Here is a 21,784-nt window from a genome sequence, read left to right as displayed (position 1 = left end):
GAGCCGACGGCCGGGTCGACGTTGCGCGGCAGGCCGAGGTCGATGACGATGCGGCGGCGCGCGGTTGCGAAGTGAGCGGGCGTGACCGCGAGGCGCGTCGTTGCGGTGATCACGACATCCGCGTCATCGATGGCGTCGGCGAGGGAGTGCTCGAGGTGCGCTGCGTGACGGAGGGCGAAAGCCGCTCCCGTGCCGGAGGGGGAGAACGCGCGAAGATCTGTGGCGCCGCGAGAGCGAAGGGCGGTCATCGTCGTCGCGGCGTAGCGGCCGGAGCCGACGACGAGCACGCGCTGCTCGCTCCAGTCGGGGATGCGGCTCGACGCCATCTCGAGTGCGACGCCGACGAGGGAGCGCTTGGTCGCCCCGAGGGCGGTGGCGTTGCGAACGCCCTTGGACGTGCGGGCTGCACGCTGGAACAGGCGCTCGAGGTTCGAGCTGCTCGTGCCGGCGGCGCGCGCGGCGATGAGGGCGCGGGCGACCTGGCCAGAGATCTCGTCCTCGCCGATGACGACCGACTCGAGTCCAGAGGTGACGGCGAAGAGATGGCCGGCCACGTCGTCGTCGGTGTAGACCGTGATCGACGCGCGCAGGGCATCCGTGTCGACCCCGCTCGCGGCGGCCAGGGCTTCGAAGGTGGCCTCGACGGCGACCGAGCGGGCGGCCGTGAGTGGCTCGTCGATGTCGAGGTATGCCTCGAAGCGGTTGCAGGTTGCGAGCACGACGGCTCCGGCGACGATGTCTCCCTGCTCGACGAGCGCATCGGAGGCTGAGGCGGCGCCAAGCGACAGTCTCTCGAGCAGGTCGAAGTCGGCGTTCAGGTGATTGGCCGAGAGACAGAGGAGCACGTTACTAATGTTAACCGGGTGCCCCTGCCATCCGCTCATCCGCTGACCACGGGAGCAACCTCCGACTCCCGCCTCATTCGCGCCTACCGGGGTGACCGACCGGAGACGACCCCGGTGTGGTTCATGCGCCAGGCCGGCCGATCTCTGCCGGAGTACCGCGAGCTGCGCGTTGGCAACGCCATGCTCGACGTGTGCCTCACGCCAGAGCTCGCGAGCGAGATCACGCTGCAGCCGGTGCGCCGCCACGGGGTGGATGCCGCGATCTTCTTCAGCGACATCGTGGTTCCGCTCAAGCTCGCCGGGCTCTCTGTCGAGATCGTGCCGAATCGCGGGCCCGTGTTCGAGCATCCGATCAGAACGGCATCGGATGTCGCGGCGCTCCGCCCGATCGACCCCGCCTCCCTTAAGCCCATCAGCGACGCCGTCGCCATGACCGTCGCCGCGCTCGGCACCACCCCGCTCATCGGCTTCGCCGGAGCACCCTTCACCCTCGCCTCCTACCTCGTCGAGGGCGGTCCGTCGAAAGACCAGTTGCGCGCCCGCACGATGATGTACTCCGACCCGCAGTCGTGGGCTGCCCTTCTCAACTGGTGCGCCGATGTCACGGGCGAGTTCCTCAAGGCGCAGGTGCTCGCCGGTGCGTCGGCCGCGCAGCTGTTCGACTCCTGGGTCGGCTCGCTGAGCGAACGAGACTACGTGCGCCGCGTCGCCCCGCACTCGAAACGCGCTCTGTCTGCGCTGCGTGGCCTCGACGTGCCGAAGGTGCACTTCGGCGTCGGCAGCGGCGAGGTGCTGCACGCCATGCACGCGATCGGGGCCGACGTCATGGGAGTCGACTGGCGCATTCCGCTCGATGAGGCATCCCGTCGCCTTGGAGGCACGGTGCCGCTGCAGGGCAACATCGATCCCGCCCTGCTCTCCGCGCCGTGGAAGACCCTCGAGTCGCACGTTCGCGACGTCGTCGACCGCGGGCGCGATGCTCCCGCCCACGTCGTCAACCTCGGCCACGGTGTTCCGCCGCAGACCGACCCCGAGGTGCTCACGCGAATCGTCGAGCTGGTGCACTCGCTGTGAGCTACGTCGTCGTCGGCGGCGGTGTCGCCGGGCTCGTGACGGCGCGGCGACTCGCCATGGGCGGTGCTGCCGTGACGGTGCTGGAGGCGGGCGACCGCTTCGGCGGAATCGCCGCCAGCCACACGGTCGGCGGCATCATCCTCGACTCGGGAGCCGAGAGCTTCGCCACGCGGGGCGGAACGGTCGAGGCGCTGGCCACGGGTCTCGGCCTCGGCCCAGACATCGTGGCTCCACTCGACTCTCCCGCGTGGTTGCAGCGCGTGGCTGGCGGTGCGGTGCCGCTTCCTGCGACGAGCGTGCTCGGCATCCCCGCGGTTCCGCTTGCCGCCGACGTGATCGCCGTGGTCGGCCTTCGTGCCGCGCTTCGCGCGCAGCTCGATGTGCTGCTTCCCGCGAACTACGCGCTCACCTCGCCGTCGCTCGGCGAGCTGGTGCGGCGGCGCATGGGCTCTGGCCTGCTCGAGCGGCTCGTGACGCCGGTGGTGCGCGGGGTGCACTCCGCCCACCCCGACGAGCTCGACGTCGATCGTGTCGCGTCGTTCGTGCGGGCAGCCATGCGCAGCGAGGGCTCGCTCGCGCACGGGGTGCGTCTGCTGCGCGAGAACGCATCGGCCGGGTCGTCGATCGCCGGCATCCGCGGTGGGGTGCACCGCATCGTCATCGAGCTGCTCGCCGATCTCGAGCGTCTCGACGTGACCCTCGAGCTCGGAGCGCGCGTGAGCTCCGTGGTGCCGGGGTCGGCCAGGGTCGGCCGCCGCACCATTCGCGGCGATGTCGTCGTCGCTGCGGCCGGCGTGCTCGAGACCAACCAGCGACGCCCCATCACGATCGCAACCCTCGTCGTCGATGCTGGCTCGGATGCCGCAACGCACCTGGATGCCGCCCCGCGCGGCACCGGCGTGCTGGTCGCCGACAACGCGCCGGGCATCCACGCGCGAGCCCTCACCCATTCGACGGCGAAGTGGCCGTGGCTGGCGGAGCGCACGGGTGGCAGACACGTCATCCGACTCTCCTACGACGGCTCCGGCCCCGACGAGCTTGCAGCCGTGGCCAGAGCGGATGCCGCGGCGCTCCTCGGCGTCGACCTTCCGGCATCCAGCGTCGTCGATTTCGCATCGGTGGAGTGGAGCCGGCCCATTCCAGAGTCGGAGGCACCGGAAGGCATCTCGGCCGTCGGCGAGGCCGCCGGAGGCACCGGCCTCGCGGCCGTCGTCGCGCACGCAGAGGCAACCGCGGCGCGGCTGCTCGGCGACTAGAGCGACTTCACCATCTCTAGCTCGGTCTGGGTGCGGTCGAGCACGTAGGGCAGGGTGAGCCCGGTCTCAACGAACCCGCGCTTCGCGTAGTACGCCCGAGCTCGGTGGTTCTGCGAGTGCACGCGCAGCGCGAGCCGCTCGTTGCGCGCGAACGACCACTGCTCGACCGTCGTGAGCAGCTCGTCGGCGGGGCCGCCGTCGCCGCGGTAGTCGGGCGAGACGTAGACACCGACCAGCAGGGGCGCTCCGTTCTCGACGACGCCGCCCATGGTGCCGACCCACCGACCGCTGGCGGTGATGGCCGCGAAGGCGCAGGACAGAGGGTTGGTGCCGCGGGCGCCGCGCTGACGCCAGATGACCTCGGTGTGCGCTTCTGCGGTCTCGAGGAGCTCGCCGAAGGCGAGCGGGGTGTCGGCGAGCATCTCGAGCCGCAGCTCGCGAACAGCCTGCCAGTCGTGCTCGGTGGTGGCTCGAACGCTGAACGGCTCCATGACTCCAGCGTAGGAGTGCTCCCAGCCCAGACGGGGGAGAATGGATGTATGACTGACGCACCTCCCAGCACCGAAACCCCCGACGCCGGTTACGCCCTCTGGGCGGTGCTTCGCCGCAACTCGCAGCAGAACATCACGCCAGGCGATCTGCAGATCGCCGTCGACCGGGTCGAGGCTGAGGGTGTCGTCATCCGCGGCTTCTACGACGTGTCGGGGCTTCGCGCCGACGCCGACCTCATGATCTGGCTGCACGGGGCTCCGCCGGAGAAGCTGCAGTGGGCGCTGCGCGAGCTGCGCCGCAACAAGCTCATCTCCTCCCTCATCCCAACCTGGAGCGCCATGGGCGTGCACCGCGACGCAGAGTTCAACCGCTCGCACGTGCCCGGCTTCCTCCGCGGCGAGCACGCCCGCGACTGGCTCGTCGTCTACCCCTTCGACCGCTCCTACGACTGGTACCTGCTCGAGGAGGACGACCGCAAGCGCATGCTCGCCGACCACGGCCGCAAGGGCGCTGCCTACTCGAGCGTCGTCGCGAACACGGTCGCCGCCTTTGCCCTCGGCGACTACGAGTGGATCCTGCCGATGGAGTCCGACTCGCTCACCGACCTCGTCGACATGATGCGGTCGCTGCGCGCGACCGAGGCGCGCATGCACGTGCGCGGCGAGGTGCCGTTCTACACGGGTCGCCGCATCCAGGTCAGCGAGATCGAGGAGGTGCTGTCGTGAGCATCTCGAACGGGGGTTTCGATACGGCCGCGGGCGGCCTACTCAACCCGCCAGTAGACAACGCCGCCTCGGCGCAGGCCGCCGCGGGTGCGGAGCACGTGACGGAGCCGGTCGCGTACGACGCGATCCTGCTTGCCAGCTTCGGCGGGCCGGAGGGGCAGGATGACGTCATCCCGTTCCTGAGGAACGTCACGCGCGGCCGCGGCATCCCCGATGAGCGCCTCGAGGAGGTCTCGCACCACTACCGTGCCTTCGGCGGCGTGAGCCCCATCAACCAGCAGAACCGCGAGCTCAAGGCCGCGCTCGAGGCCGAGCTGGCCCGACGTGGCATCGACCTTCCCGTGCTGTGGGGCAACCGCAACTGGGATCCATACCTGCGCGACGCCATCACCGAGGCCAACGAGCGCGGCTTCACCAAGCTCATCGCCGTGGGAACCTCGGCGTACTCCTCCTACTCGAGCTGCCGCCAGTACCGGGAGGACTACGCGATGGCGCTCGATGAGACCGGGCTTCGCGACGTGATCCAGATCGACAAGATCCGCCAGTTCTTCGACCACCCCGGCTTCGTGCAGCCATTCATCGACGGGGTGCGCGACGGGCTATCGCAGGTCGCGGCCGAGGGCATCGCGCCGGAGAAGGCGCACGTGCTGTTCAGCACCCACAGCATTCCGACAGCGGATGCCGAACGCAGCGGCCCCGACGGCAACGCCTACCAGCAGCAGCACCTTGCGGTCGCGGAGGTGGTCATGCGCGACCACCCCGGGATCGCGTGGAGCCTCGTCTACCAGTCGCGCTCCGGCCCACCGACGCAGCCGTGGCTCGAGCCCGACATCTCCGACGCGATGACCGACCTCTCTGCCGCCGGGGCCGAGGCCTTCGTCATCGTGCCGCTCGGCTTCGTCTCCGACCATATGGAGGTCAAGTGGGATCTCGACACCGAGGCGATGGAGACGGCGCAAGAGCTGGGTGCGTTCGCTGTTCGCGTGCCGACCCCCGGCATCCATGAGGCATACGTCAGCGGCCTGATCGACCTCGTCATGGAGCGCGTCAACGGCACCCCGACAGAGGAGCGCCCGTCGCTCACCGAGCTCGGGCCCTGGTACGACACCTGCCGCCCCGGGTGCTGCGAGAACGTGCGCCTCGGCTTCAAGCCGGCGCTCGCGGGGGTCAAGCCGTGACCGTCAGGATCGGCACGCGCGGCTCTGCCCTCGCGCTCGCCCAGACCCAGACAATCGCCAACGCCCTCACCGCTCGCGGGGCCGAGATCGAGATCATCACGGTCACCACGCACGGCGACACCTCCACCGAGTCGCTCAGCGAGATCGGCGGCACCGGCGTCTTCGCCAGCGCCCTGCGCGAGGCGTTGCTCGCAGGCGAGTGCGATGTCGTCGTTCACTCCCTCAAAGACCTGCCGACCGGGCCCCACGCCGGCCTCTCCATCGGCGCGGTGCCCAAGCGCGCGGATGCCCGCGACGCGCTCATCGCCCGCGACGCCCTCACCCTCGACACCCTGCCATCAGGCGCACGGGTCGGCACCGGCTCACCCCGGCGCGCTGCCCAGCTGCTCTCACGGCGACCGGATCTCACGGTGGTAGACATCCGCGGCAACGTCGACACCCGCCTCGGCAAGGTTGCCAGCGGGGAGCTCGACGCGGTGGTGCTGGCTGCGGCCGGTCTCGAGCGGCTCGGCCGCCTCGACGAGGCCACCGAGCTGCTCAGTCTCGACGGCTGGCCAACCGCACCCGGCCAGGGCGCGCTCGCGCTCGAGGTGCGCGTCGGCGATGAGAAGCTCGTCGCCGCGCTCGACCACAAGCCGACCCGCACGATGGTGGAGGCGGAGCGCGCTGTGCTCGCGATCCTCGAGGCGGGCTGCGCGGCCCCGATCGCCGCCCGCGCCTTCACCGATGACGGCATGCTCTTCCTCGACGCGCGGGTCTACTCGCCCGACGGGTCGGAGAAGATCACCAGCTCGCACGCCCTCTATCTCGACGACACCCCGAACCCCGCCGCTGACGTGGCTGGCCGGGTCGCGGCAGAGCTCATCGCGCTCGGCGCGAGCTCGCTCGCCCCGTTGGGGGAATCGAAGTGATCGACCGCCCCCGTCGCCTGCGCTCGAGCGAGGCCATGCGGCGCATGGTCGCAGAGACCCGGGTGCACCCGGCAGAGCTGGTGCTTCCCATGTTCGTCGGCGAGGGGCTGTCGGAGCCCCGCGCCATCTCATCCATGCCCGGTGTCGTTCAGCATTCGCTCGACTCGTTCCGTGCCGCGATCGCCGAGGCGGCCGAGGCTGGCATTGGGGGCGTGATGCTGTTCGGGGTGCCGACGGCGAAGGATGCGACCGGCACCGGCGCGACCGACCCCGACGGCATCCTCAACGTCGCAACCCGCATCGCGGTCGAGGAGGCCGGGGGTGCCCTGCTGGTGCAGACCGACCTCTGCCTCGACGAGTTCACCGACCACGGCCACTGCGGGGTTCTCGACTCCACGGGCCGGGTCGACAACGACGCCACCCTTGCGCGCTACCGCGACATGGCCATTGCGCAGGCGGAGGCTGGATCGCAGCTGCTCGGCCTCAGCGGCATGATGGACGGCCAGGTCGCCGCCGTGCGCGAGGCCCTCGAGGATGCCGGCCACGTCGACACCGCGATCCTCGCCTACTCCGCCAAGTACGCCTCTGCCTTCTACGGGCCGTTCCGCGAGGCCGTGCAGTCGTCGCTGCAGGGCAACCGTCGCACCTACCAGCAGGATCCGGCGAACCGCCGCGAGGGGGTGCGCGAGGCGCTCATCGACATCGACGAGGGCGCAGACATCGTCATGGTCAAGCCGGCTGGCAGCTACCTCGACGTGCTCTCCGACGTCGCGGCGGTCAGCTCCGTTCCCGTGTGGGCCTACCAGGTCAGTGGCGAGTACGCGATGATCGAGGCGGCCGCCGCCATCGGCTGGATCGACCGGGAGCGCGTCATCCTCGAGAGCGTCACCGGCATCCGACGTGCCGGCGCCGACGCCGTGCTCACCTACTTCGCCGTCGAGCTCGCGAAGGCTCTGACGTGACCAACGCCTCCGAGTTCGATCGCGCCCGCGCCGCCATCCCGGGTGGCGTCAACTCGCCGGTTCGGGCCTTCGGCTCGGTGGGCGGCACGCCCCGGTTCTTCGTGTCGGCCAGCGGCGCCTACGTCACCGATGTCGAAGGCCGCGACTACGTCGACCTCGTCAACTCGTGGGGCCCCGCAATTCTCGGGCACGCCAACCCGTCGGTGATCGAGGCGGTGCAGGCCGCCGCGGCCCGCGGCCTCGGCTTCGGTGCGAGCACTCCGGGCGAGACCGACCTGGCCGAGCTCATCCTGTCGCGGGTTCCCGCGATCGAGAGGGTTCGCCTCGTGTCGACCGGCACGGAAGCGACCATGACCGCCATCCGGCTCGCCCGCGGCGCGACCGGGCGGCCGCTGCTGGTGAAGTTCGCCGGCCACTACCACGGCCACTCCGACGGGCTGCTGGCTGAGGCGGGCTCCGGGCTCGCAACGCTCGCGATGCCCGGCTCGGCCGGGGTCACGGCAGAGACCGCAGGGCAGACCCTCGTGATCCCATACAACGACCTGGATGCCGTGGAGGCCGTCTTCGCGGCGCGCGGTTCAGAGATCGCGGGCATCATCCTCGAGGCCGCCGCCGCGAACATGGGGGTCGTGCCACCCCTGCCCGGCTTCAACGCCGGCGTCGCCCGCATCGCGCATGAGCACGGAGCTCTCGTCATCCTCGACGAGGTGCTCACGGGCTTCCGGGTCGGCGAGGGCGGCTGGTGGGGCATCGAGAACCGCTTCACCCCCTGGACCCCCGACCTCGTCACCTTCGGCAAGGTCGTCGGCGGCGGGCTGCCGCTGGCAGCCATCGGCGGATCGCAGCGCATCATGGAGCTGCTGGCCCCCCTCGGCCCGGTGTACCAGGCGGGCACGCTCAGCGGCAATCCGGTCGCGGTCGCCGCGGGGCTCACGACCCTTCGCCTCGCGACACCAGCCGTCTACTCGCACCTCGACGAGACGGCACAGCTCATCGCGAACAAGACGAAGGAGGCCTTCGACGCAGAGGGCGTCGAACACGTCGTCCAGCAGGCGGGCAACCTGTTCTCCTTCGTTTTCGCGGGCAGCGCGCCGCTCGACTACGCCAGCGTCAAGGCGCAGCAGGCCTTCCGGTATCCGCCGTTCTTCCACGCGATGCTCGATGCGGGGGTGTCCCTTCCGCCGTCGGTGTTCGAAGCCTGGTTCGTGTCGGCGGCGATGGACGAGGATGCGATCGGTCGCATCCTCGACGCCCTGCCTTCTGCAGCAAAGGCCGCTGCCGCGGCTACAGCTAGCGCCTAGCTGATGATCTGCCAGCTATCAGGCAGGATTCAGGGCGACCCCAGTAACGTGGATGCAAACAGCGGCATACGAACGGAGATTTCCCCATGAAAGGCAAGATCCTCCTCCTGACCGGACTAGCGGTCGGCTACGTACTTGGAACGCGCGCTGGTCGTGAGCGGTACGAAGAGATCAAGAGCACGGCAAGCAAGCTCTGGAATGATCCTCGGGTGCAGAAGCCCGTTCACCAGGCTCAGGACTTCGCGAAAGACAAGGCACCAGAGGTCGCCGAGTTCGTCAGCGACACAGCCAAGAAGGTCGTCTCGCAGGTCTCCGGCAAAGTGACCCCGGCCAAGAAGCCGGCTGCGCGCACGACGTCGACGTCCAGCAAGCCGGCCTCGACCGCTAAGTAGGCGCCATGTCCGAGCCATATACCGGCAAGGAACGAAAAGGCCTCTTTCGGCTCATCGGTGATGTGCCGACGCTCATCGTGCAGTTGTTCCGCGATGAGCTCGAGAGCTTCAAGCAGGAGCTCACGAAGAAGGTCAAGGGCGTCGCCATCGGCGCAGGGTTGTTCGCGGCTGCCGCGTTCTTCCTCGTGCTCATGGTGGTCATGCTGCTGATCGCCGCAGTGTTCGGCCTTGCGACGGTTCTGCCGACGTGGGCGGCTGCGCTCATCGTTGCCGGAGTGCTGCTGCTCATCGCGGCCGCCTTCGCATTCATCGGCCTCGCCCAGTTCAAGAAGGGCGACCCGGCCAAGACCGTTGACAGCGTCAAGAAAGACGTCGCGGTCATCACCGGCAACTAGCTCGTCAATATCAAACGGAAAGTGAGATTCACCATGTCGATCGAATCCGACATCAGCGCCACCCGCGCCAAGCTCGAGGGAACCCTCGACGCCATCGAAGACAAGCTCAACGTCAAGAAGCAGACGAGCGCCCTCGTCCAGCGCACCAAGTCGTCGTACGAGGCGAACCCCGTGCCGTGGATTATCGGTGCAACCGCTGCCGCGATCGTCGTCGCAGGACTCGTTGCCTGGGCGATCCTCAGCGACGACGACTAGCTCGTCGAGCGTCTACTCGGCGCCCGATTCGCTTGGTCGGGCGTCGCAGGGGAAGATAAGCGTATGAACCCGCCAGCCAAGCCGCTCGCTGGCTGGCGTGTGCTCGTTCCCCGCGGTGGCAAGTGGGGCGACGGGGTCGCGGCAACGCTTCGCGGCTATGGCGCCATCCCTGTCATCGCGCCCCTCATCAACTTCGCCAGCGCCGACAACGCGGAGGCCTTGAGCGACGCCCTCGGCCGGCTCTCGGATGGCCGGTTCAACTGGCTCGTCATCACGAGTGCGACCACCGTCGACGTGCTGGTGAGCCAGGGCACCTCGATTCCGCCGACCACGCAGATCGCGGCCGTCGGTGAGACGACCGCTGCGGCCCTCACCCTCGCCGGCTACGCGGTCGACTACGTGCCGGTCAACGACAACTCGGCGCGCGGCCTGGTGAAGGAGTGGCCGGTCAGTGCCAAGACGGGCGGTGGCGGGTCCGGCCGTGTGCTCATCCCGCACTCCGACATCGCGGAGCCAACGATTGTCGCCGGACTCGCCGACCTCGGCATGGATGTCGAGTATGTCGCGGCATACCGCACCGTCGGCGTTCCGGTATCCGATCAGATCAAGGATGATGTGGCCAGCGGCAAGGTGCGCGCCATTCTCGTGACCTCGGGCTCGGTCGCCCGCCAGATCGCCGCCCAGCTCGCGCCCCTGCCCGACGGAACGGTCGTCGCCTGCATCGGCCCGCGCACGGCCTTCGACGCCCGCGGTGCCGGCCTCACCGTGCACACCATCGCGGAGTCGCGCTCTGCCGACTCCCTCGTCGAGGCTCTCGTCGACTTCGCTGCCCGCGCCTAGCGCCACCTTTCTAACGACGGGTCCGGCACGGCCGGGGCGGTAGCCGAGCGCCCTAGACGGCGGCGAGCACCAGCAGCACGACACCGGTGAGGGGTGCGGCGCCCTGCAGCACCGCAGCGCGAGCGAGAGTGGGGCTCGAGGTGATGAGCACGGTCGCCGCGAGCACCATGCTGCCGGCGGCGAAGAGAACGAGGGCGAAGCCAGCCTGCTGCGTCGCGGGGGTGAACAGCAGGATCAGCCCGACGACGATTCCGGCTGCAAGAAACGCGTTGTAGTAGCCCTGGTTGAAGGCCATCGGGCGAACCGTGTCCGCCTCGGCCTGCGAACGCAGGCCGAAGGTCTTCCACGTCTTCGGCTTCGACCAGGCGATCGACTCCAGGTAGAAGATGTAGACGTGGATGAGGGCCGCAAGGCCAACGAAGACAGCCCCGGCAACCAGCAGCGCGCTATTCATGTGCCAAGTGTGGCACGGGCTGCTCTAGCCGAAGAGGATCTTGGCCTCGTCGTACCGCGCCTGAGGAACGGTCTTGAGCTTGCCGAGGGCCTCCTCGAACGGCACCGTCACGATGTCGGTGCCGCGCAGGGCGACCATGTGACCCCAGCGGCCGGCGAGGGCGAGGTCGAGCGCCGCCATGCCAAGGCGCGTCGCGAGCACGCGGTCGAACGCCGACGGCGTGCCGCCGCGCTGGATGTGACCAAGGGTGGTCGCGCGGGTCTCGATGCCGGTGCGCTCCTCGATGATGGGGGCGAGCAGCTCGCCGATGCCGCCGAGGCGAGGGCGCCCGAACGCGTCGAGGCCGCGCTCGCTGTGCACGTCTGTCATGACGTCGAGGGCGAAGCCCTCGGCCACGACCACGAGGGGAGCGCGTCCGCGGTCGTGCGCAGAGGTGACCCACTCGAGGATCTGCTCGATGCTGGTCTTCTGCTCTGGGATGAGGATGGCGTGCGCGCCGGCCGCCATTCCAGAGTGCAGCGCGATCCATCCGACGTGGCGGCCCATGACCTCGGCGATCATGCAGCGGTCGTGGGCGTCTCCGGTGGTGCGCAGGCGGTCCATGGCGTCGACGGCGATGCCGACGGCGGTGTCGAAGCCGAACGTGTAGTCCGTGGCGTCGAGGTCGTTGTCTACGGTCTTCGGCACTCCCACGATCGGGATTCCGGCATCCGTCAGCCTCTTGGCGGCGGCAAGCGTTCCCTCGCCGCCAATCGCGATGATCGCGTCGAGCTCGTTGTCTGCCATGACCTCGTTGATGCGGTCGACCCCGCCCGCGCCCTCGAATGGGTTGGTGCGCGAGGTGCCGAGGATGGTGCCGCCGAGCTTGTGGATGCCCTTGATGTCGTGGCGCGTGATCGGCATGACGTCGTTCTCGACGACGCCCTTCCAGCCGTTGCGGAAGCCGATGAACTCATCGCACTTGCCCGTCTGGATGCCGGAGTAGACGATTCCGCGGATGACAGCGTTGAGTCCGGGCGCGTCGCCGCCGCTCGTGAGGATGCCGATCTTCATGTGTCAATAATGGCGCATCGCCGAGAGCATCGTTGTCGGGCGGGTGCGCAATCGCTACAGTCTGATGCGTGCGGCCTTCGCACCCGAACTCATAGGAGCCCCAATGACCACTGCAGCACCCGCAGCAGCACCCGGCAAGACCCTCGGTATCGTCGCACTCATCCTCGCCTTCCTCGCGCCCCTCATCGGGTTCATCCTCGGCCTCGTCGCCAAGTCGCAGTCGAAGAAGGCCGGCCTGAAGAACACCCCCGCCACGGCGGCCATCGTTCTCGGCCTCATCTTCACCGTTCTCTACATCGTCATCTTCGCCTCGGTCGGCGCTGGCTTCGGCGCTCTCGCCGCCCAGTGTGCAGAGCTCGGCCAGGGCGTTCACGAGACCGCTGAGGGCGTCACGATCACCTGCGGCTAATACCAGCACGCAGATTTACAGGAGCTGTGCCCGCAGTCGGGCACAGCTCCTTTGCGCGCCACGCCGCGTCACAGGCATTGTCGCCGGGCCGGTATGTCGATAAGGTCTCACCGGTATCATCTCAACCCCACAACTAGGAGTCTTATGACCACCCCAGCCCCCGCACCTACCCCCGCTGCCGCTCCCGTCGTTCCGGGCAAGACCCTCGGCATCGTCGCACTCATCGTCGCCTTCTTCTTCTCGGTCGTCGGCCTGATCCTCGGCATCGTCGCCCGCAACCAGTCGAAGGCCGCTGGCGTGCCGAACACCCCGGCAACGGTCGCGATCATCCTCGGCATCGTCTTCACCGTCATCTACGTGCTGATCTTCGCGCTGTCGGGTGCGGCGATCCTCGCTGCGTTCAGCGGTGCCGGCACCTCCTACAGCTACTAGGCCCTCGGCTTAGCACGCACTACGCGAGGCTGTGCTGCCCGCAGTGGATCCGTTCCGCTGTGGCAGCACAGCCCTCGCAGGTGACGAGCTGCACCCGGCAGCTCGGATCCACGCAGTTCTGCACCCGCTTGGTCGCCGTGCCGCAGCGGTGGCACTCGCCGATGACCGCGGCGTTCTCGCTGAAGTCCACTGACATCCGGTCGTCGAAGACGTAGAGCGAGCCCTTCCAGAGCCCCTCGTCTCCGAACCTCTCTCCGTATCGCACAATGCCGCCGTCGAGCTGGTAGACCTCGGTGAACCCGCGGTTCACCATGAGCGAGCTGAGCACCTCGCACCGGATGCCGCCCGTGCAGTAGGTCACCACCGGCTCGTTCTTGAGATGGTCGTACTTGCCACTCTCGAGCTCAGCCACGAAGTCGCGGGTCGAGTCGACGTCGGGAACCACGGCTCCCTCGAACCGCCCGATGGCTGCCTCGATCGGGTTGCGGCCGTCGAAGAACGTGACGTCGGTGGTCTCGACGAGCTCGTGCAGCTGCTCTGGGCTCAGCTTGGTGCCGCCGCCGACGACTCCGGCCGCATCCACCCGCAGCTCGCCAGGCGCGCCGAAGCTCACGATCTCCTCACGCACCCGCACGCTCAGCCGGGGAAAGTCGTGCCCCGTGCCCTCGCTCCACTTGAAGTCGATGTCGTGGAAGGCGGGGTAGTCGCGCGTCGCGCGGATGTACTTCTTGATGCTCGCGATCTCGCCGCCGACGGTGCCGTTGATGCCGTCCTTCGAGATGAGGATGCGACCGGTGAGTCCGAGGCCGCGGCACAGGTCGCGCTGCCACAGACGCACCGCGTCCGGGTCGGCGAGCGGGGTGAACGCGTAGTAGAGCAGGATCTTGAAGACGGCCACCTGTCGAGCCTAGATCGCCCGCCGCGTCACAAGAATCAGGCCGGGGCGCGAGCCCGGCCGCAGATGGGCTCGGATGCCGCCCCATCCTGAATATCCCGCAGAGCGGCGGGGCTAGCGCGCGCTGCAGTCCGTGGTCGGGCCGCCCGGCGTGAGGTCGCGATCGCGCACCACCGTCAGGGTGGGCAGGTGCGGGTCTGCGCAGAGGTCGTCGCTCTCTGCGTACTCGACGTCGACCCAGCGATCGCCCCAGATCTCGGCGAATGCTGCACACTCCTCGAACTCGTGGCACTCCTCGACGACGGCGAAGTTGAATCCGGCCTCGTCACGACCGCGAGTGCCGAGCTCCAGCGAGTTCTTCTGGCCAGCCGCCAGGCCCTCGCGGTGGGCGCGTTCGACCAGCAGTGCGGCGAGGGCGAGGTTGTCGTCGATCGTGAGCTGCCCATCGGAGCGGGAGTATGTGTCGAGGTTGTCGAATTCGACAGCACGGAATCCGTCGTCGGCGCAACCCGCTATCCAGTCGCCGACGGTGGCGGCGATGCGGGTGCGTTTCGCCGCGGTCGAGGTGTCGAGGATCACCTCGTCTGGCCAGCCGGGATCGACGAGCGGCTCACCGTCGACGTGCAGCAGCAGGTCGTCCGGCCAGTCGCCCTGCTCGCCCGGCTGGGTCTGGAAGCCGTTGATGTAGCAGATCGAGTAGATGCCAGCGGCTGGTTCATCGGTGCGGTCGCGGGCGACGACGGTGACCCCATCGCGCGGCTCGGATGCGCCGCCCAGCTGGTAGTCGAGCCTGCCCGCGGTGGGAAGCGGCTGGATACTGGCAGCGCACCCCGACAGCGTGAGCACCACCAGCCCCAGCACCGCCCACCGCATGACTCGAGCCTAGGCGGGCAGGCGTCGGAGCCGCGACGTAGGGTTGGCGCATGGAGACGGCGGAGGCGGTGCACACGACCTACGCGCCGAGCCATCCGGTCGACCTGCGGCACACCCTCAGCCCTCTGCGGCGCGGCACCTTCGACCCGACGATGCGCACGGACGACCGCGGCACCTGGCGCACCATGCGCACCCCGCAGGGCGCGGCAACCCTGCTGCTCGCCCAGCGCGGCAGCGCGGTCGAGGCACGGGCGTGGGGCCCCGGCTCCGGCTGGGCGATAGAGGCGGTGCCAGAGCTGTGCGGTGCCGGTGACGACTGGAGCGGACTCGACCTTGCCACGCAGCCGGCGCTGGCCGAGGCGTGGCGACGGGCGCCCGGAATCCGGCTCACCCGCACGCAGCTCGTCTACGAGGCGCTACTGCCGGCCATCCTCGAGCAGAAGGTGACGGGCGAGGAGGCCCGGCGCGCATGGCGCTGGCTGCTCGCGAAGTACGGCGAGGTCGCGCCTGGTCCGGCGCCGGAGGGCATGCGGGTGTTCCCGAGCGCGGAGACGTGGAAACAGGTTCCCAGCTGGGACTGGCACCGGGCTGGCGTCGGTCCGCAGCGGTCGGCGACGATCATGCGGGTGTCGGCGGTAGCGGCATCCATCGAGCGAACGCTCGCCCTCGGCCGCGGCGGCGCGGAGGTGGAGCGCCGCCTCACCTCCCTTGTCGGCGTCGGCGTGTGGACGGCCGCCGAGACCATGCAGCGCGCGCACGGCGACCCCGACTCCCCGAGCGTCGGCGACTACCACCTCGCCGCTGCGGTCGGCTGGGCGCTGATCGGCACGCCGGTGGACGACGACGGGATGCTAGAGCTCCTCGAGCCGTTCCGGGGTCACCGACACCGCGTGGTGCGCCTGATCTATGCGAGCGGATTCCGCAAGCCGCGGTTCGGCCCCCGCATGACCATCCAGGACCACCGCGGGCACTGAGCGCGGCTAGCCCTCCGCGAGCTCGTCGAGCGTCGCGCGGATCTGCGCCTCGGTCAGGGCGATCCACGCGGAGTCGTCGGGGTTCGTCGTGCTGGCCTCCGGGCTGTCGCCCTGGGTCCACCACTTGGCCTCGAAGGTGAGCTCGCCGAGCATGATGCGCTGGCCGGCGGTGTAGACGGTGTCGCCATCCCACTCCGGGTAGGTGCCGACCGGGAGGGTCGGAATCTCGACGGGCTTCTCGCCCGGCAGCACCGGGCCGATGTACTCCCACGGCGTCTCGAACTCGTCGAGCACGGCGTCGTCTGGCAGGTCGCCGCGGGTCCACCACTTGGCCTGGTAGACGTTGCGGTGCCAGACGACCTTGGTGCCCTCGAGGTAGGTCGAGCCCTCGTTCCAGATCGCGTAGGGGCTGGTGGCCGGGTCGTCCTCCTCCTCGGCTGGCAACTCCTCGTTCTCCGTCTCGGTCGCCGCGTTCGCCTGAGGTGCTCCGACGAGCTTGCTGCCGAGCAGCGTCGAGAAGCGCTGGTCGCCCTGGTCGATGCCGCTGCAGGCGTTGGAGACACGCGTGAGGTCTGCATAGCTCGAGCCGCAGGTGGCGTCGCGGTTGAGCGACCACATCGACAGGCGAGACATGCCCTTCTTCGTGGCGAAGGCGTTGAGGCCGACGGCGTCGTCCATGGTGAAGACCTCGCCGCGCACGTCGTTCTGGCCGATCATCGGCGTTGCGCCGAGCTTCGACCACAGGGTCGCGTCGGTGAGGTCGATGTCGGCGTTCTTGTACAGGACGCCGAGCTGGCGGTGCGTCGACTCCATGGCCTCTGTCGCGGCCTCGAGCATCGACTGGTCGGCGTCCTTGCTGTCGCCGTAGTCCATGGTCATCGCATTCACGCCCGCGAGGTCGACGCCGGCAGCGAGCAGCGTTGCAACGGCATCCGTTCCCTCTGTCGAGAGCCCGGCTGGCGTCACCGGCAGCGTCACCCACACGGCCAGAGGCGTCTCGCTCTTCTTCTGCAGCGCGGCGATGGCCTCGGCGCGGCGCTCTGCAGCGGCCGGTGCAAGACCGGGGCCCTCGAGGTCGAGGTCGATCGTCGAGAGGTTGTAGCGGTCGATGACCGAGGCGTAGGCCTTCTGCAGCTCGGTGCCGTTGGTGCAGGCGACCGCGAGCTCGTCGTTGGCGAGGCCGCCGAACGAGACGATCGCCTCGCCGCCCTGCTGCTCGAGTCGCGCGATGCGGCGGTCGAGGTCGAGCGTGGAGGCCGCCTCGTCCATCGAGTAGTAGCCGCCCCAGCTCGGGGCGCACGGCTCGTCGGGGTCCGCCACGATGAACGAGAGCACGACATTGCTGCCCGCCTCGTCTGCGGGAGCCTCGAACGCGAAGGATGGCGTGTTGGTGACATCCACGTAGCCGGCGAACCACGCGGAGAGCGGTTCGGCCGCGACGGTCTGGGCGGTGGTGCGCGCCCAGAACACGCCGCCGGCGACGAGGCCGCCGACGACAAGGATGGCGATGGTGACGCGGAGCTTCGAGAGGCGTCGGGTCTTGACTGCGGGAGCGGAGGTCATGAGTCCTAGTGGGAGGTGGGGGTGAGCACGTCGGTCTCGACGACGCGGGGGGCGCGCGCCGTCGGATCCGTCTCACCGTGGTAGAGAACGGAGCGCCAGTCGAGTTCTGGCTTCGTGGGGGTGGCCGCGGCATCCTTCGACGCCTTCGGGGTGACGTCGACCCAGAGCCAGGCGGTCAGGCCGAGCCAGATGTCGACGATGGAGTGCCACACGCCGATGTAGGAGACGATCGCCCAGAGGGCGAGGGTGGCGTTGAAGGCCGCGAACGCCGCGTTGCCCCAGTTGCCGACGCTGTAGTCGCGGGCGAAGGTGAGCACGGAGAAGACGACGATGAGCCACGGAACGACGACGTAGAGCCACGGAGCAGCGGTGCGGTTCTTCACCTTCGGGGTGCGAGAGAACGGGATCTTGCGCATGGTGATCGACTGCTCGACCGACTTGATGACGCCGGCCATGTTGACCGGCAGCAGCACGAGGTTGAAGCCGTAGATGCTGAGGATGTCGCTGAACCGGTAGCCGGTTGCACGCAGGTCTGCGCCCATCGACAGGAAGTAGGGAACGGCGGCGAACAGCACGACGACGCTGAGCAGGCGGGAGTCGTAGGGGTAGGCGAGCAGGAAGATGAGGCCGACGCTCGCCCAGGCGATCGAGGCCATGTAGTTCACGCGCAGGGCGATCTCTGCGGCAGAGACGCGCTCGCCGCGGGCACGGCGCTCGCGCACCTGGCGGATGAACTTCGGCAGGATCAGCAGCCCGCCGTTGGCCCAGCGGCGGCGCTGCACGATGAGCGAGCCGAAGTCTGGCGGGGTTGCGCTGTAGCTCAGGCGCTCCGGGTAGTTCTTGATCGTCCAGCCGTGCGTGCCGAGGTCGATGCTCGACTCGGTGTCCTCGATGACCGTGCGGTCCTGCACGAAGCGCTTGACCTCGAAGCCGTTGACCCACTCGGTCTCGACGATGTCCTCTAGCGCCTTCTTGCGGATGACGGCGTTGGCGCCGACCCAGAACGAGGCGCCGTAGTACGACATGCCCTGGTGCAGGATGTGCTGGATGTCGGTCGTCGCGCCAGCGAGGCGCTCGATGCGGGTGCCGGCTCCGCGGAACGAGGAGTACGGCGTCTGGGTGACCGCGACGCGGGCGTTCTGCGGCTGCTCGAGCAGGTAGACGAGGCGAAGGCAGTAGTCGCGAAGCAGGATCGAGTCGGCGTCGAGCGTGAGCACGTAGGTCGAGTCGGGGATGACGATGTCGGCAGCCTCTGGCAGCGGCACCGGTCGAAGGATGGTGCCGGCTCCGGTGCGCTCCTCGTTATAGCGACCGCCCATGAGGCCGATGTAGGAGTTGAGGTTCATCGCCTTGTTGGCCTCGTGCGAGAGCGAGGCGTAGGCCTTGCGCTCGAAGGTCGCCATCTCGGCGTCGAAGGTCCAGGCAAGGCGGCGGTAGAGCTCGACCATGCGGCTCGTCGAGGGGGTCTCGCCGGCGTCGGCCGCGGCGGTGAGGGCGTCGCCGATCTCCGACAGCTCGCCGGCGAGGCCGCGCAGCACCTGGCTGACGAAGAACTCGTCGACGTGGTCCTCGAGCCTCTCGTTCTCTGCCATGGTCTCGAGCCAGTCGGTGGCCCAGTAGTACTCGAAGGCGAGCTGTCGCGCCGCCTCGATGTCTGGCTCCTGCTCTGTGATCGACTCGAGTTCGAAGTTGAGGCGCGCGCTGGTGAAGCGGGCGCGTGGTTCGGCGAGGGCATCCGCGATCTGATGGCTGATGGCCCGCGAGGCCTCGAGCTTCGCCTTGATCGCCGGGTTGGTCGGCGTGGGCGGGTCGTCGAGCAGCAGCACGACGCGCATCGACGGGTACTCCTGCAGTGCGGCCGACCAGAGCGTTGCGCGGATGACCTCCGGCTCCTCTGCATAGGAAGGCACGAGCACCGTCATGGTCGACTGGTTGCCGGCGAAGTGGCGGTCGAGCTCTGCGCGCGGCACCCGGGAGTGCTCGCGGAAGGCGAGCATCGCGCCCTGTCTGGCGAGCAGGTACATGAGCGCGGAGAAGGAGAGGAAGGTGACGACGACGACGTAGGAGATCGCCTCGACGGTGAACCGGAAGCTCTCGCCGCCGTAGTTCACGAACTGGCGGATGATCGTGTACAGCACGTAGATCGCCCAGAAGGCGATGGTCGCCACAATCGCGACAGGGCCGATGGCGATCTGGAAGTCGCTCGGCTTCGCGTGCACGGTCGGCAGGGGCGTGGTTGACCGCTCTGCGCCGAGCTGGCGGCGGCGGCGGGCAGGGGTAAACGAATCGTGTGGGGGCACGGCAAATCCTTCGGGTTGGACGGCCAGCAATCTCGGGTGATCGCTTCGGGAGGCTATCCAGGTTCAAACCTACGCTCTTGCAGGTTTGGGGTCTCTGGGAGAGCTACCCCCAAAATGGGGCTACGTGACGAATCATTACGTTTTTTGCCGCGACAAATATGGCAACTTTTGGCGGAAACCCAGTAGACCGATCGGTCGAAATGAGCGAATCTCTATGCAAACACACAGGATCTGGGGCGCGTTTCGGGGGCGTCGCTAGCCTTGCCGGGTGAACCTCTTCTTTCGCACCCTGGCTCAGCTCATCCGCTCGCGCCGTGCGTCCAGGCTCGGCATGCACGATGTCGGTCGAACGCCGTTTCACGTGCTGCCAACCGATCTCGACGTGCTCGGCCACATGAACAACGGCGTGTACCTCTCGATCATGGATCTCGGCCGCATGGACCTCATGATCAGGGCCGGCGCCTGGGCTCGCCTTCGCGAGCTCGGCTACTACCCGGTGGTCAGCAACCAGACCATCTCCTACCGCAAGTCACTGCAGCCGTGGCAGCGCTTCGACGTCGAGACCCGCATCGCCGGCTACGACGCGAAGGGCGTCTTCGTCGAGCAGCGTTTCGTCATCGGCGGCGAGATCTACGCCCAGGCGTTCATGCGCGGTCGCTTCCTCAAAAAGAGCGGCGGCACCGTTCCTATAGGAGAGGTAGCGGATGCCCTCGGGGTCGACATGACAGAGCGCCAGCTGCCCGCGTGGCTGGCCCGCTGGTCGGACGACGTGCTGCTGCCGGCGACGCGTGCGGAGGCGCCGTCGGTGTGGTCATAGGCTGGCGCCACTATGGAAATCGCCCTCTGGATCGCCACCGTCATCCTCGCGAACGTCAACCTTGGCGCCGGCATCTTCAAGCTCGTTCGGCCGAAGGAGAAGCTCGTGACGCTGCAGCCGTGGGCGAGCGACTTCTCCGCAGGGCAGCTCAAGGCGATCGGTGCGGCCGAGGTGCTCGGGGCGCTTGGGGTGATCCTGCCGAGGGTCACCGGCATCCTTCCCGTGCTCACGTCTGTCGCGGCCTTCGCGATCGTCGCGCTGCAGGTCGGTGCGATCGCCACGCACGTGCGGCGCAAGGAGACGGTGGTTCCGAACGTCGTCATCATCCTGCTCGCGCTGTTCGTTGGTGTTGGGTGGTGGGTGGCCTAGGCCACCGGTGGCTCATGGTGGTTCTCGATCCGGGCACGTGGCCCAGCACTGGACGCATCGGGCGATGCCGTGCGGGCGAGGCGGAGGGCTGCCTCATCTTCCTGCACCTCGCAACGGAAGATCGAGACCCGAGCCTCGCTTACTGGCAGGCATTCTTTCGGCCTCCCGTGCGCTCCACAGAAGAAGATGAGTTCTTTGTCGACCACGCGAGTGGGGCGATGCAGACATTCCTCGCTGGAGCGGACGTGCACTGGGTTACTGAGTCGGCGGATGCAGAGTTCGAAGACAGTCACATGGGTCTTCGGCGGCATTTCGCGATAAACGGCTCACCCATCTACGCGGAATTCATCGATCGCGTGAATACATCGAAACCGAAGTCCTAGCCCTCCAGCACCGCCATCGCGGCGTTGTGTCCACCCAATCCGCTGACCGCTCCGCCGCGCTGGGCTCCGGAGCCGCAGAGCAGGATTCGGGGGTGCGCGGTCGCGACGCCCCACCGCGCGGCGGAGGTCGCGAAAGACGCGCCGTCCTCTGCGAAGGGCCAACTGAGCGGCCCGTGGAAGATGTTGCCGCCGGGCATGCCGAGCGCAGCCTCGATGTCGCGCGTGGTCTTGGTCTCGATTGTGGGGCGACCGGCGGCATCCGTGAGCAGCAGTGGTGCGATGGGCTCGGCCAGCACGGAGTCGAGGGAAGCGAGCACCGCGCGCTCGAGGGCGGTGGCATCCGGGTCGAAGCGGTCGGGCACGTGCAGGCCGAAGACGGTGAGCGTCTGCGCGCCGCTCGCCTGCAGCTCTGGCGAGAGAATGCTCGGGTCGGTGAGCGAGTGGCAGTAGATCTCGCACGGCACGACGTCGGGCAGCGCGCCCGAGGCGGCCTGCGCGCGGGCGCGCTCGAGCTGCTCGTAGCCCTCGTTGACGTGGAAGGTGCCGGTGAACGCGTCCTCCGGAGTGGTCCCGGGCACGCGCGGCAGGCGCGAGAGCAGCATGTTGATCTTGAGCTGGGCGCCCTCGGGCTTGGGC

The 21,784-nt window shown here is 68.5% G+C and carries 26 protein-coding genes; 17 read left to right on the top strand and 9 right to left on the bottom strand.

The window, feature by feature from the left end:
• A partial coding sequence (locus tag AC14A7_RS10385) for a glutamyl-tRNA reductase (RefSeq protein WP_484008730.1) occupies positions 1-845 on the bottom strand: 845 nt, incomplete at its 3' end.
• An 18-nt stretch (positions 846-863) separates the two neighbouring features.
• Between AC14A7_RS10385 and hemE the strand changes: the two genes are divergently transcribed.
• Positions 864-1,919: a uroporphyrinogen decarboxylase gene (hemE, locus tag AC14A7_RS10380; RefSeq protein ID WP_484008728.1), complete on the top strand. Its 1,056-nt coding sequence runs from the start codon at positions 864-866 to the stop codon at positions 1,917-1,919.
• Positions 1,916-3,175, top strand: a complete 1,260-nt coding sequence (locus AC14A7_RS10375) for a protoporphyrinogen/coproporphyrinogen oxidase (protein WP_484008726.1) — start codon at positions 1,916-1,918, stop codon at positions 3,173-3,175. The genes hemE and AC14A7_RS10375 overlap by 4 nt, the downstream gene beginning before the upstream one ends.
• Here the strand turns inward: AC14A7_RS10375 and AC14A7_RS10370 are convergent.
• Positions 3,172-3,666 (bottom strand): GNAT family N-acetyltransferase, encoded by a 495-nt coding sequence (locus AC14A7_RS10370; protein ID WP_484008724.1) that lies wholly within the window; start codon positions 3,664-3,666, stop codon positions 3,172-3,174. The two genes, AC14A7_RS10375 and AC14A7_RS10370, sit on opposite strands and share 4 nt — an antisense overlap.
• A 48-nt stretch (positions 3,667-3,714) precedes the next feature.
• Here AC14A7_RS10370 and hemQ point away from each other — a divergent pair, with 48 nt between their 5' ends.
• The 9 genes from hemQ (at position 3,715) to AC14A7_RS10325 (ending at position 10,626) form a co-directional block, all read left to right on the top strand.
• Positions 3,715-4,392, top strand: coding sequence for a hydrogen peroxide-dependent heme synthase (gene hemQ / locus AC14A7_RS10365; RefSeq protein ID WP_484008722.1), 678 nt, complete (start codon positions 3,715-3,717; stop codon positions 4,390-4,392).
• A gap of 2 nt (positions 4,393-4,394) precedes the next feature.
• Positions 4,395-5,570, top strand: a complete 1,176-nt coding sequence (locus AC14A7_RS10360) for a ferrochelatase (RefSeq protein ID WP_484008736.1) — start codon at positions 4,395-4,397, stop codon at positions 5,568-5,570.
• Positions 5,567-6,481 carry a hydroxymethylbilane synthase gene (gene hemC, locus AC14A7_RS10355; protein ID WP_484008720.1) on the top strand — a complete coding sequence of 305 codons (915 nt, stop codon included), beginning with the start codon at positions 5,567-5,569 and terminating at the stop codon, positions 6,479-6,481. The genes AC14A7_RS10360 and hemC overlap by 4 nt, the downstream gene beginning before the upstream one ends.
• Before the next feature lie 35 nt (positions 6,482-6,516).
• On the top strand, positions 6,517-7,443 hold the full coding sequence (gene hemB, locus AC14A7_RS10350; protein ID WP_484008734.1) for a porphobilinogen synthase: 927 nt from the start codon (positions 6,517-6,519) through the stop codon (positions 7,441-7,443).
• Positions 7,440-8,744: a glutamate-1-semialdehyde 2,1-aminomutase gene (gene hemL, locus AC14A7_RS10345; protein ID WP_484008718.1), complete on the top strand. Its 1,305-nt coding sequence runs from the start codon at positions 7,440-7,442 to the stop codon at positions 8,742-8,744. Before hemB ends, hemL begins: the two co-directional genes overlap by 4 nt.
• 86 nt (positions 8,745-8,830) lie before the next feature.
• Positions 8,831-9,136, top strand: coding sequence for a YtxH domain-containing protein (locus tag AC14A7_RS10340; RefSeq protein WP_484008716.1), 306 nt, complete (start codon positions 8,831-8,833; stop codon positions 9,134-9,136).
• A 5-nt stretch (positions 9,137-9,141) separates the two neighbouring features.
• A complete protein-coding gene (locus AC14A7_RS10335) occupies positions 9,142-9,531 on the top strand; it encodes a phage holin family protein (protein ID WP_484008714.1) in 390 nt (129 codons plus the stop codon).
• 33 nt (positions 9,532-9,564) lie between these two features.
• The gene (locus tag AC14A7_RS10330; protein WP_484008712.1) at positions 9,565-9,786 is read left to right on the top strand and encodes a DUF3618 domain-containing protein; all 222 of its coding nucleotides are present in this window, start codon (positions 9,565-9,567) and stop codon (positions 9,784-9,786) included.
• Positions 9,787-9,849: 63 nt separating this feature from the next.
• A complete protein-coding gene (locus tag AC14A7_RS10325) occupies positions 9,850-10,626 on the top strand; it encodes a uroporphyrinogen-III synthase (RefSeq protein ID WP_484008710.1) in 777 nt (258 codons plus the stop codon).
• 52 nt (positions 10,627-10,678) lie between these two features.
• Here the strand turns inward: AC14A7_RS10325 and AC14A7_RS10320 are convergent, their stop codons facing one another.
• Together AC14A7_RS10320 and AC14A7_RS10315 are read right to left on the bottom strand one after the other, a co-directional pair.
• Positions 10,679-11,080 carry a DUF1304 domain-containing protein gene (locus AC14A7_RS10320; protein ID WP_484008708.1) on the bottom strand — a complete coding sequence of 134 codons (402 nt, stop codon included), beginning with the start codon at positions 11,078-11,080 and terminating at the stop codon, positions 10,679-10,681.
• 24 nt (positions 11,081-11,104) lie between these two features.
• Positions 11,105-12,133, bottom strand: coding sequence for a 6-phosphofructokinase (locus AC14A7_RS10315; protein ID WP_484008706.1), 1,029 nt, complete (start codon positions 12,131-12,133; stop codon positions 11,105-11,107).
• Positions 12,134-12,236: 103 nt separating this feature from the next.
• On the opposite strand from AC14A7_RS10315, the gene AC14A7_RS10310 reads away from it, so the two are divergent.
• Together AC14A7_RS10310 and AC14A7_RS10305 are read left to right on the top strand one after the other, a co-directional pair.
• Entirely contained in the window at positions 12,237-12,542 is a 306-nt protein-coding gene (locus AC14A7_RS10310) for a hypothetical protein (RefSeq protein WP_484008704.1), read from the top strand.
• A gap of 144 nt (positions 12,543-12,686) precedes the next feature.
• Positions 12,687-12,974: a hypothetical protein gene (locus AC14A7_RS10305; protein WP_484008702.1), complete on the top strand. Its 288-nt coding sequence runs from the start codon at positions 12,687-12,689 to the stop codon at positions 12,972-12,974.
• A gap of 19 nt (positions 12,975-12,993) precedes the next feature.
• Here AC14A7_RS10305 and trhO read toward each other — a convergent pair whose 3' ends face one another.
• Entirely contained in the window at positions 12,994-13,872 is an 879-nt protein-coding gene (gene trhO, locus AC14A7_RS10300) for an oxygen-dependent tRNA uridine(34) hydroxylase TrhO (RefSeq protein ID WP_484008700.1), read from the bottom strand.
• A 111-nt stretch (positions 13,873-13,983) separates the two neighbouring features.
• On the bottom strand, positions 13,984-14,742 hold the full coding sequence (locus tag AC14A7_RS10295) for an endo alpha-1,4 polygalactosaminidase (protein WP_484008698.1): 759 nt from the start codon (positions 14,740-14,742) through the stop codon (positions 13,984-13,986).
• A gap of 50 nt (positions 14,743-14,792) precedes the next feature.
• On the opposite strand from AC14A7_RS10295, the gene AC14A7_RS10290 reads away from it, so the two are divergent.
• Positions 14,793-15,716, top strand: coding sequence for a DNA-3-methyladenine glycosylase family protein (locus tag AC14A7_RS10290; RefSeq protein WP_484008697.1), 924 nt, complete (start codon positions 14,793-14,795; stop codon positions 15,714-15,716).
• A 6-nt stretch (positions 15,717-15,722) separates the two neighbouring features.
• On the opposite strand, the gene AC14A7_RS10285 is transcribed toward AC14A7_RS10290, so the two are convergent.
• Together AC14A7_RS10285 and AC14A7_RS10280 are read right to left on the bottom strand one after the other, a co-directional pair.
• Entirely contained in the window at positions 15,723-17,279 is a 1,557-nt protein-coding gene (locus AC14A7_RS10285; RefSeq protein WP_484008695.1) for a chitinase, read from the bottom strand.
• Between the two features lie 5 nt (positions 17,280-17,284).
• Positions 17,285-19,303 (bottom strand): glycosyltransferase family 2 protein, encoded by a 2,019-nt coding sequence (locus AC14A7_RS10280; protein WP_484008732.1) that lies wholly within the window; start codon positions 19,301-19,303, stop codon positions 17,285-17,287.
• A 544-nt stretch (positions 19,304-19,847) separates the two neighbouring features.
• Between AC14A7_RS10280 and AC14A7_RS10275 the strand changes: the two genes are divergently transcribed.
• Genes AC14A7_RS10275 through AC14A7_RS10265 form a run of 3 tightly spaced genes read left to right on the top strand, consistent with a single transcriptional unit; the run spans position 19,848 to position 21,148 of the window.
• Positions 19,848-20,396 (top strand): acyl-CoA thioesterase, encoded by a 549-nt coding sequence (locus AC14A7_RS10275; RefSeq protein ID WP_484008693.1) that lies wholly within the window; start codon positions 19,848-19,850, stop codon positions 20,394-20,396.
• A 12-nt stretch (positions 20,397-20,408) separates the two neighbouring features.
• Complete coding sequence (locus AC14A7_RS10270; protein ID WP_484008691.1) at positions 20,409-20,765, top strand: DoxX family protein; 357 nt, start codon at positions 20,409-20,411, stop codon at positions 20,763-20,765.
• 14 nt (positions 20,766-20,779) lie between these two features.
• Positions 20,780-21,148 (top strand): hypothetical protein, encoded by a 369-nt coding sequence (locus AC14A7_RS10265; protein WP_484008689.1) that lies wholly within the window; start codon positions 20,780-20,782, stop codon positions 21,146-21,148.
• On the opposite strand, the gene AC14A7_RS10260 is transcribed toward AC14A7_RS10265, so the two are convergent.
• Positions 21,145-21,784: phytoene desaturase family protein (locus tag AC14A7_RS10260; protein ID WP_484008687.1), on the bottom strand; the 640-nt coding region annotated here is incomplete at its 5' end. The two genes, AC14A7_RS10265 and AC14A7_RS10260, sit on opposite strands and share 4 nt — an antisense overlap.

It is taken from the genome of Conyzicola sp., from assembly GCF_057073975.1.
The sequence above is the reverse complement of the archived record's forward strand: the minus strand, read 5'-3'. Positions and strand labels throughout refer to the sequence as shown.

Coding starts and splice junctions, on each gene's coding strand:
- hemB (WP_484008734.1), top strand. CDS start 6,517: ATGCGGCGCATGGTCGCAGAGACCCGGGTGCACCCGGCAGAGCTGGTG.
- AC14A7_RS10335 (WP_484008714.1), top strand. CDS start 9,142: ATGTCCGAGCCATATACCGGCAAGGAACGAAAAGGCCTCTTTCGGCTC.
- AC14A7_RS10265 (WP_484008689.1), top strand. CDS start 20,780: ATGGTGGTTCTCGATCCGGGCACGTGGCCCAGCACTGGACGCATCGGG.
- AC14A7_RS10295 (WP_484008698.1), bottom strand. CDS start 14,742: ATGCGGTGGGCGGTGCTGGGGCTGGTGGTGCTCACGCTGTCGGGGTGC.
- AC14A7_RS10330 (WP_484008712.1), top strand. CDS start 9,565: ATGTCGATCGAATCCGACATCAGCGCCACCCGCGCCAAGCTCGAGGGA.
- AC14A7_RS10305 (WP_484008702.1), top strand. CDS start 12,687: ATGACCACCCCAGCCCCCGCACCTACCCCCGCTGCCGCTCCCGTCGTT.
- AC14A7_RS10270 (WP_484008691.1), top strand. CDS start 20,409: ATGGAAATCGCCCTCTGGATCGCCACCGTCATCCTCGCGAACGTCAAC.
- AC14A7_RS10340 (WP_484008716.1), top strand. CDS start 8,831: ATGAAAGGCAAGATCCTCCTCCTGACCGGACTAGCGGTCGGCTACGTA.
- AC14A7_RS10310 (WP_484008704.1), top strand. CDS start 12,237: ATGACCACTGCAGCACCCGCAGCAGCACCCGGCAAGACCCTCGGTATC.
- hemQ (WP_484008722.1), top strand. CDS start 3,715: ATGACTGACGCACCTCCCAGCACCGAAACCCCCGACGCCGGTTACGCC.
- AC14A7_RS10280 (WP_484008732.1), bottom strand. CDS start 19,303: ATGTACCTGCTCGCCAGACAGGGCGCGATGCTCGCCTTCCGCGAGCAC.
- AC14A7_RS10290 (WP_484008697.1), top strand. CDS start 14,793: ATGGAGACGGCGGAGGCGGTGCACACGACCTACGCGCCGAGCCATCCG.
- AC14A7_RS10370 (WP_484008724.1), bottom strand. CDS start 3,666: ATGGAGCCGTTCAGCGTTCGAGCCACCACCGAGCACGACTGGCAGGCT.
- AC14A7_RS10320 (WP_484008708.1), bottom strand. CDS start 11,080: ATGAATAGCGCGCTGCTGGTTGCCGGGGCTGTCTTCGTTGGCCTTGCG.
- AC14A7_RS10325 (WP_484008710.1), top strand. CDS start 9,850: ATGAACCCGCCAGCCAAGCCGCTCGCTGGCTGGCGTGTGCTCGTTCCC.
- AC14A7_RS10315 (WP_484008706.1), bottom strand. CDS start 12,133: ATGAAGATCGGCATCCTCACGAGCGGCGGCGACGCGCCCGGACTCAAC.
- AC14A7_RS10285 (WP_484008695.1), bottom strand. CDS start 17,279: ATGACCTCCGCTCCCGCAGTCAAGACCCGACGCCTCTCGAAGCTCCGC.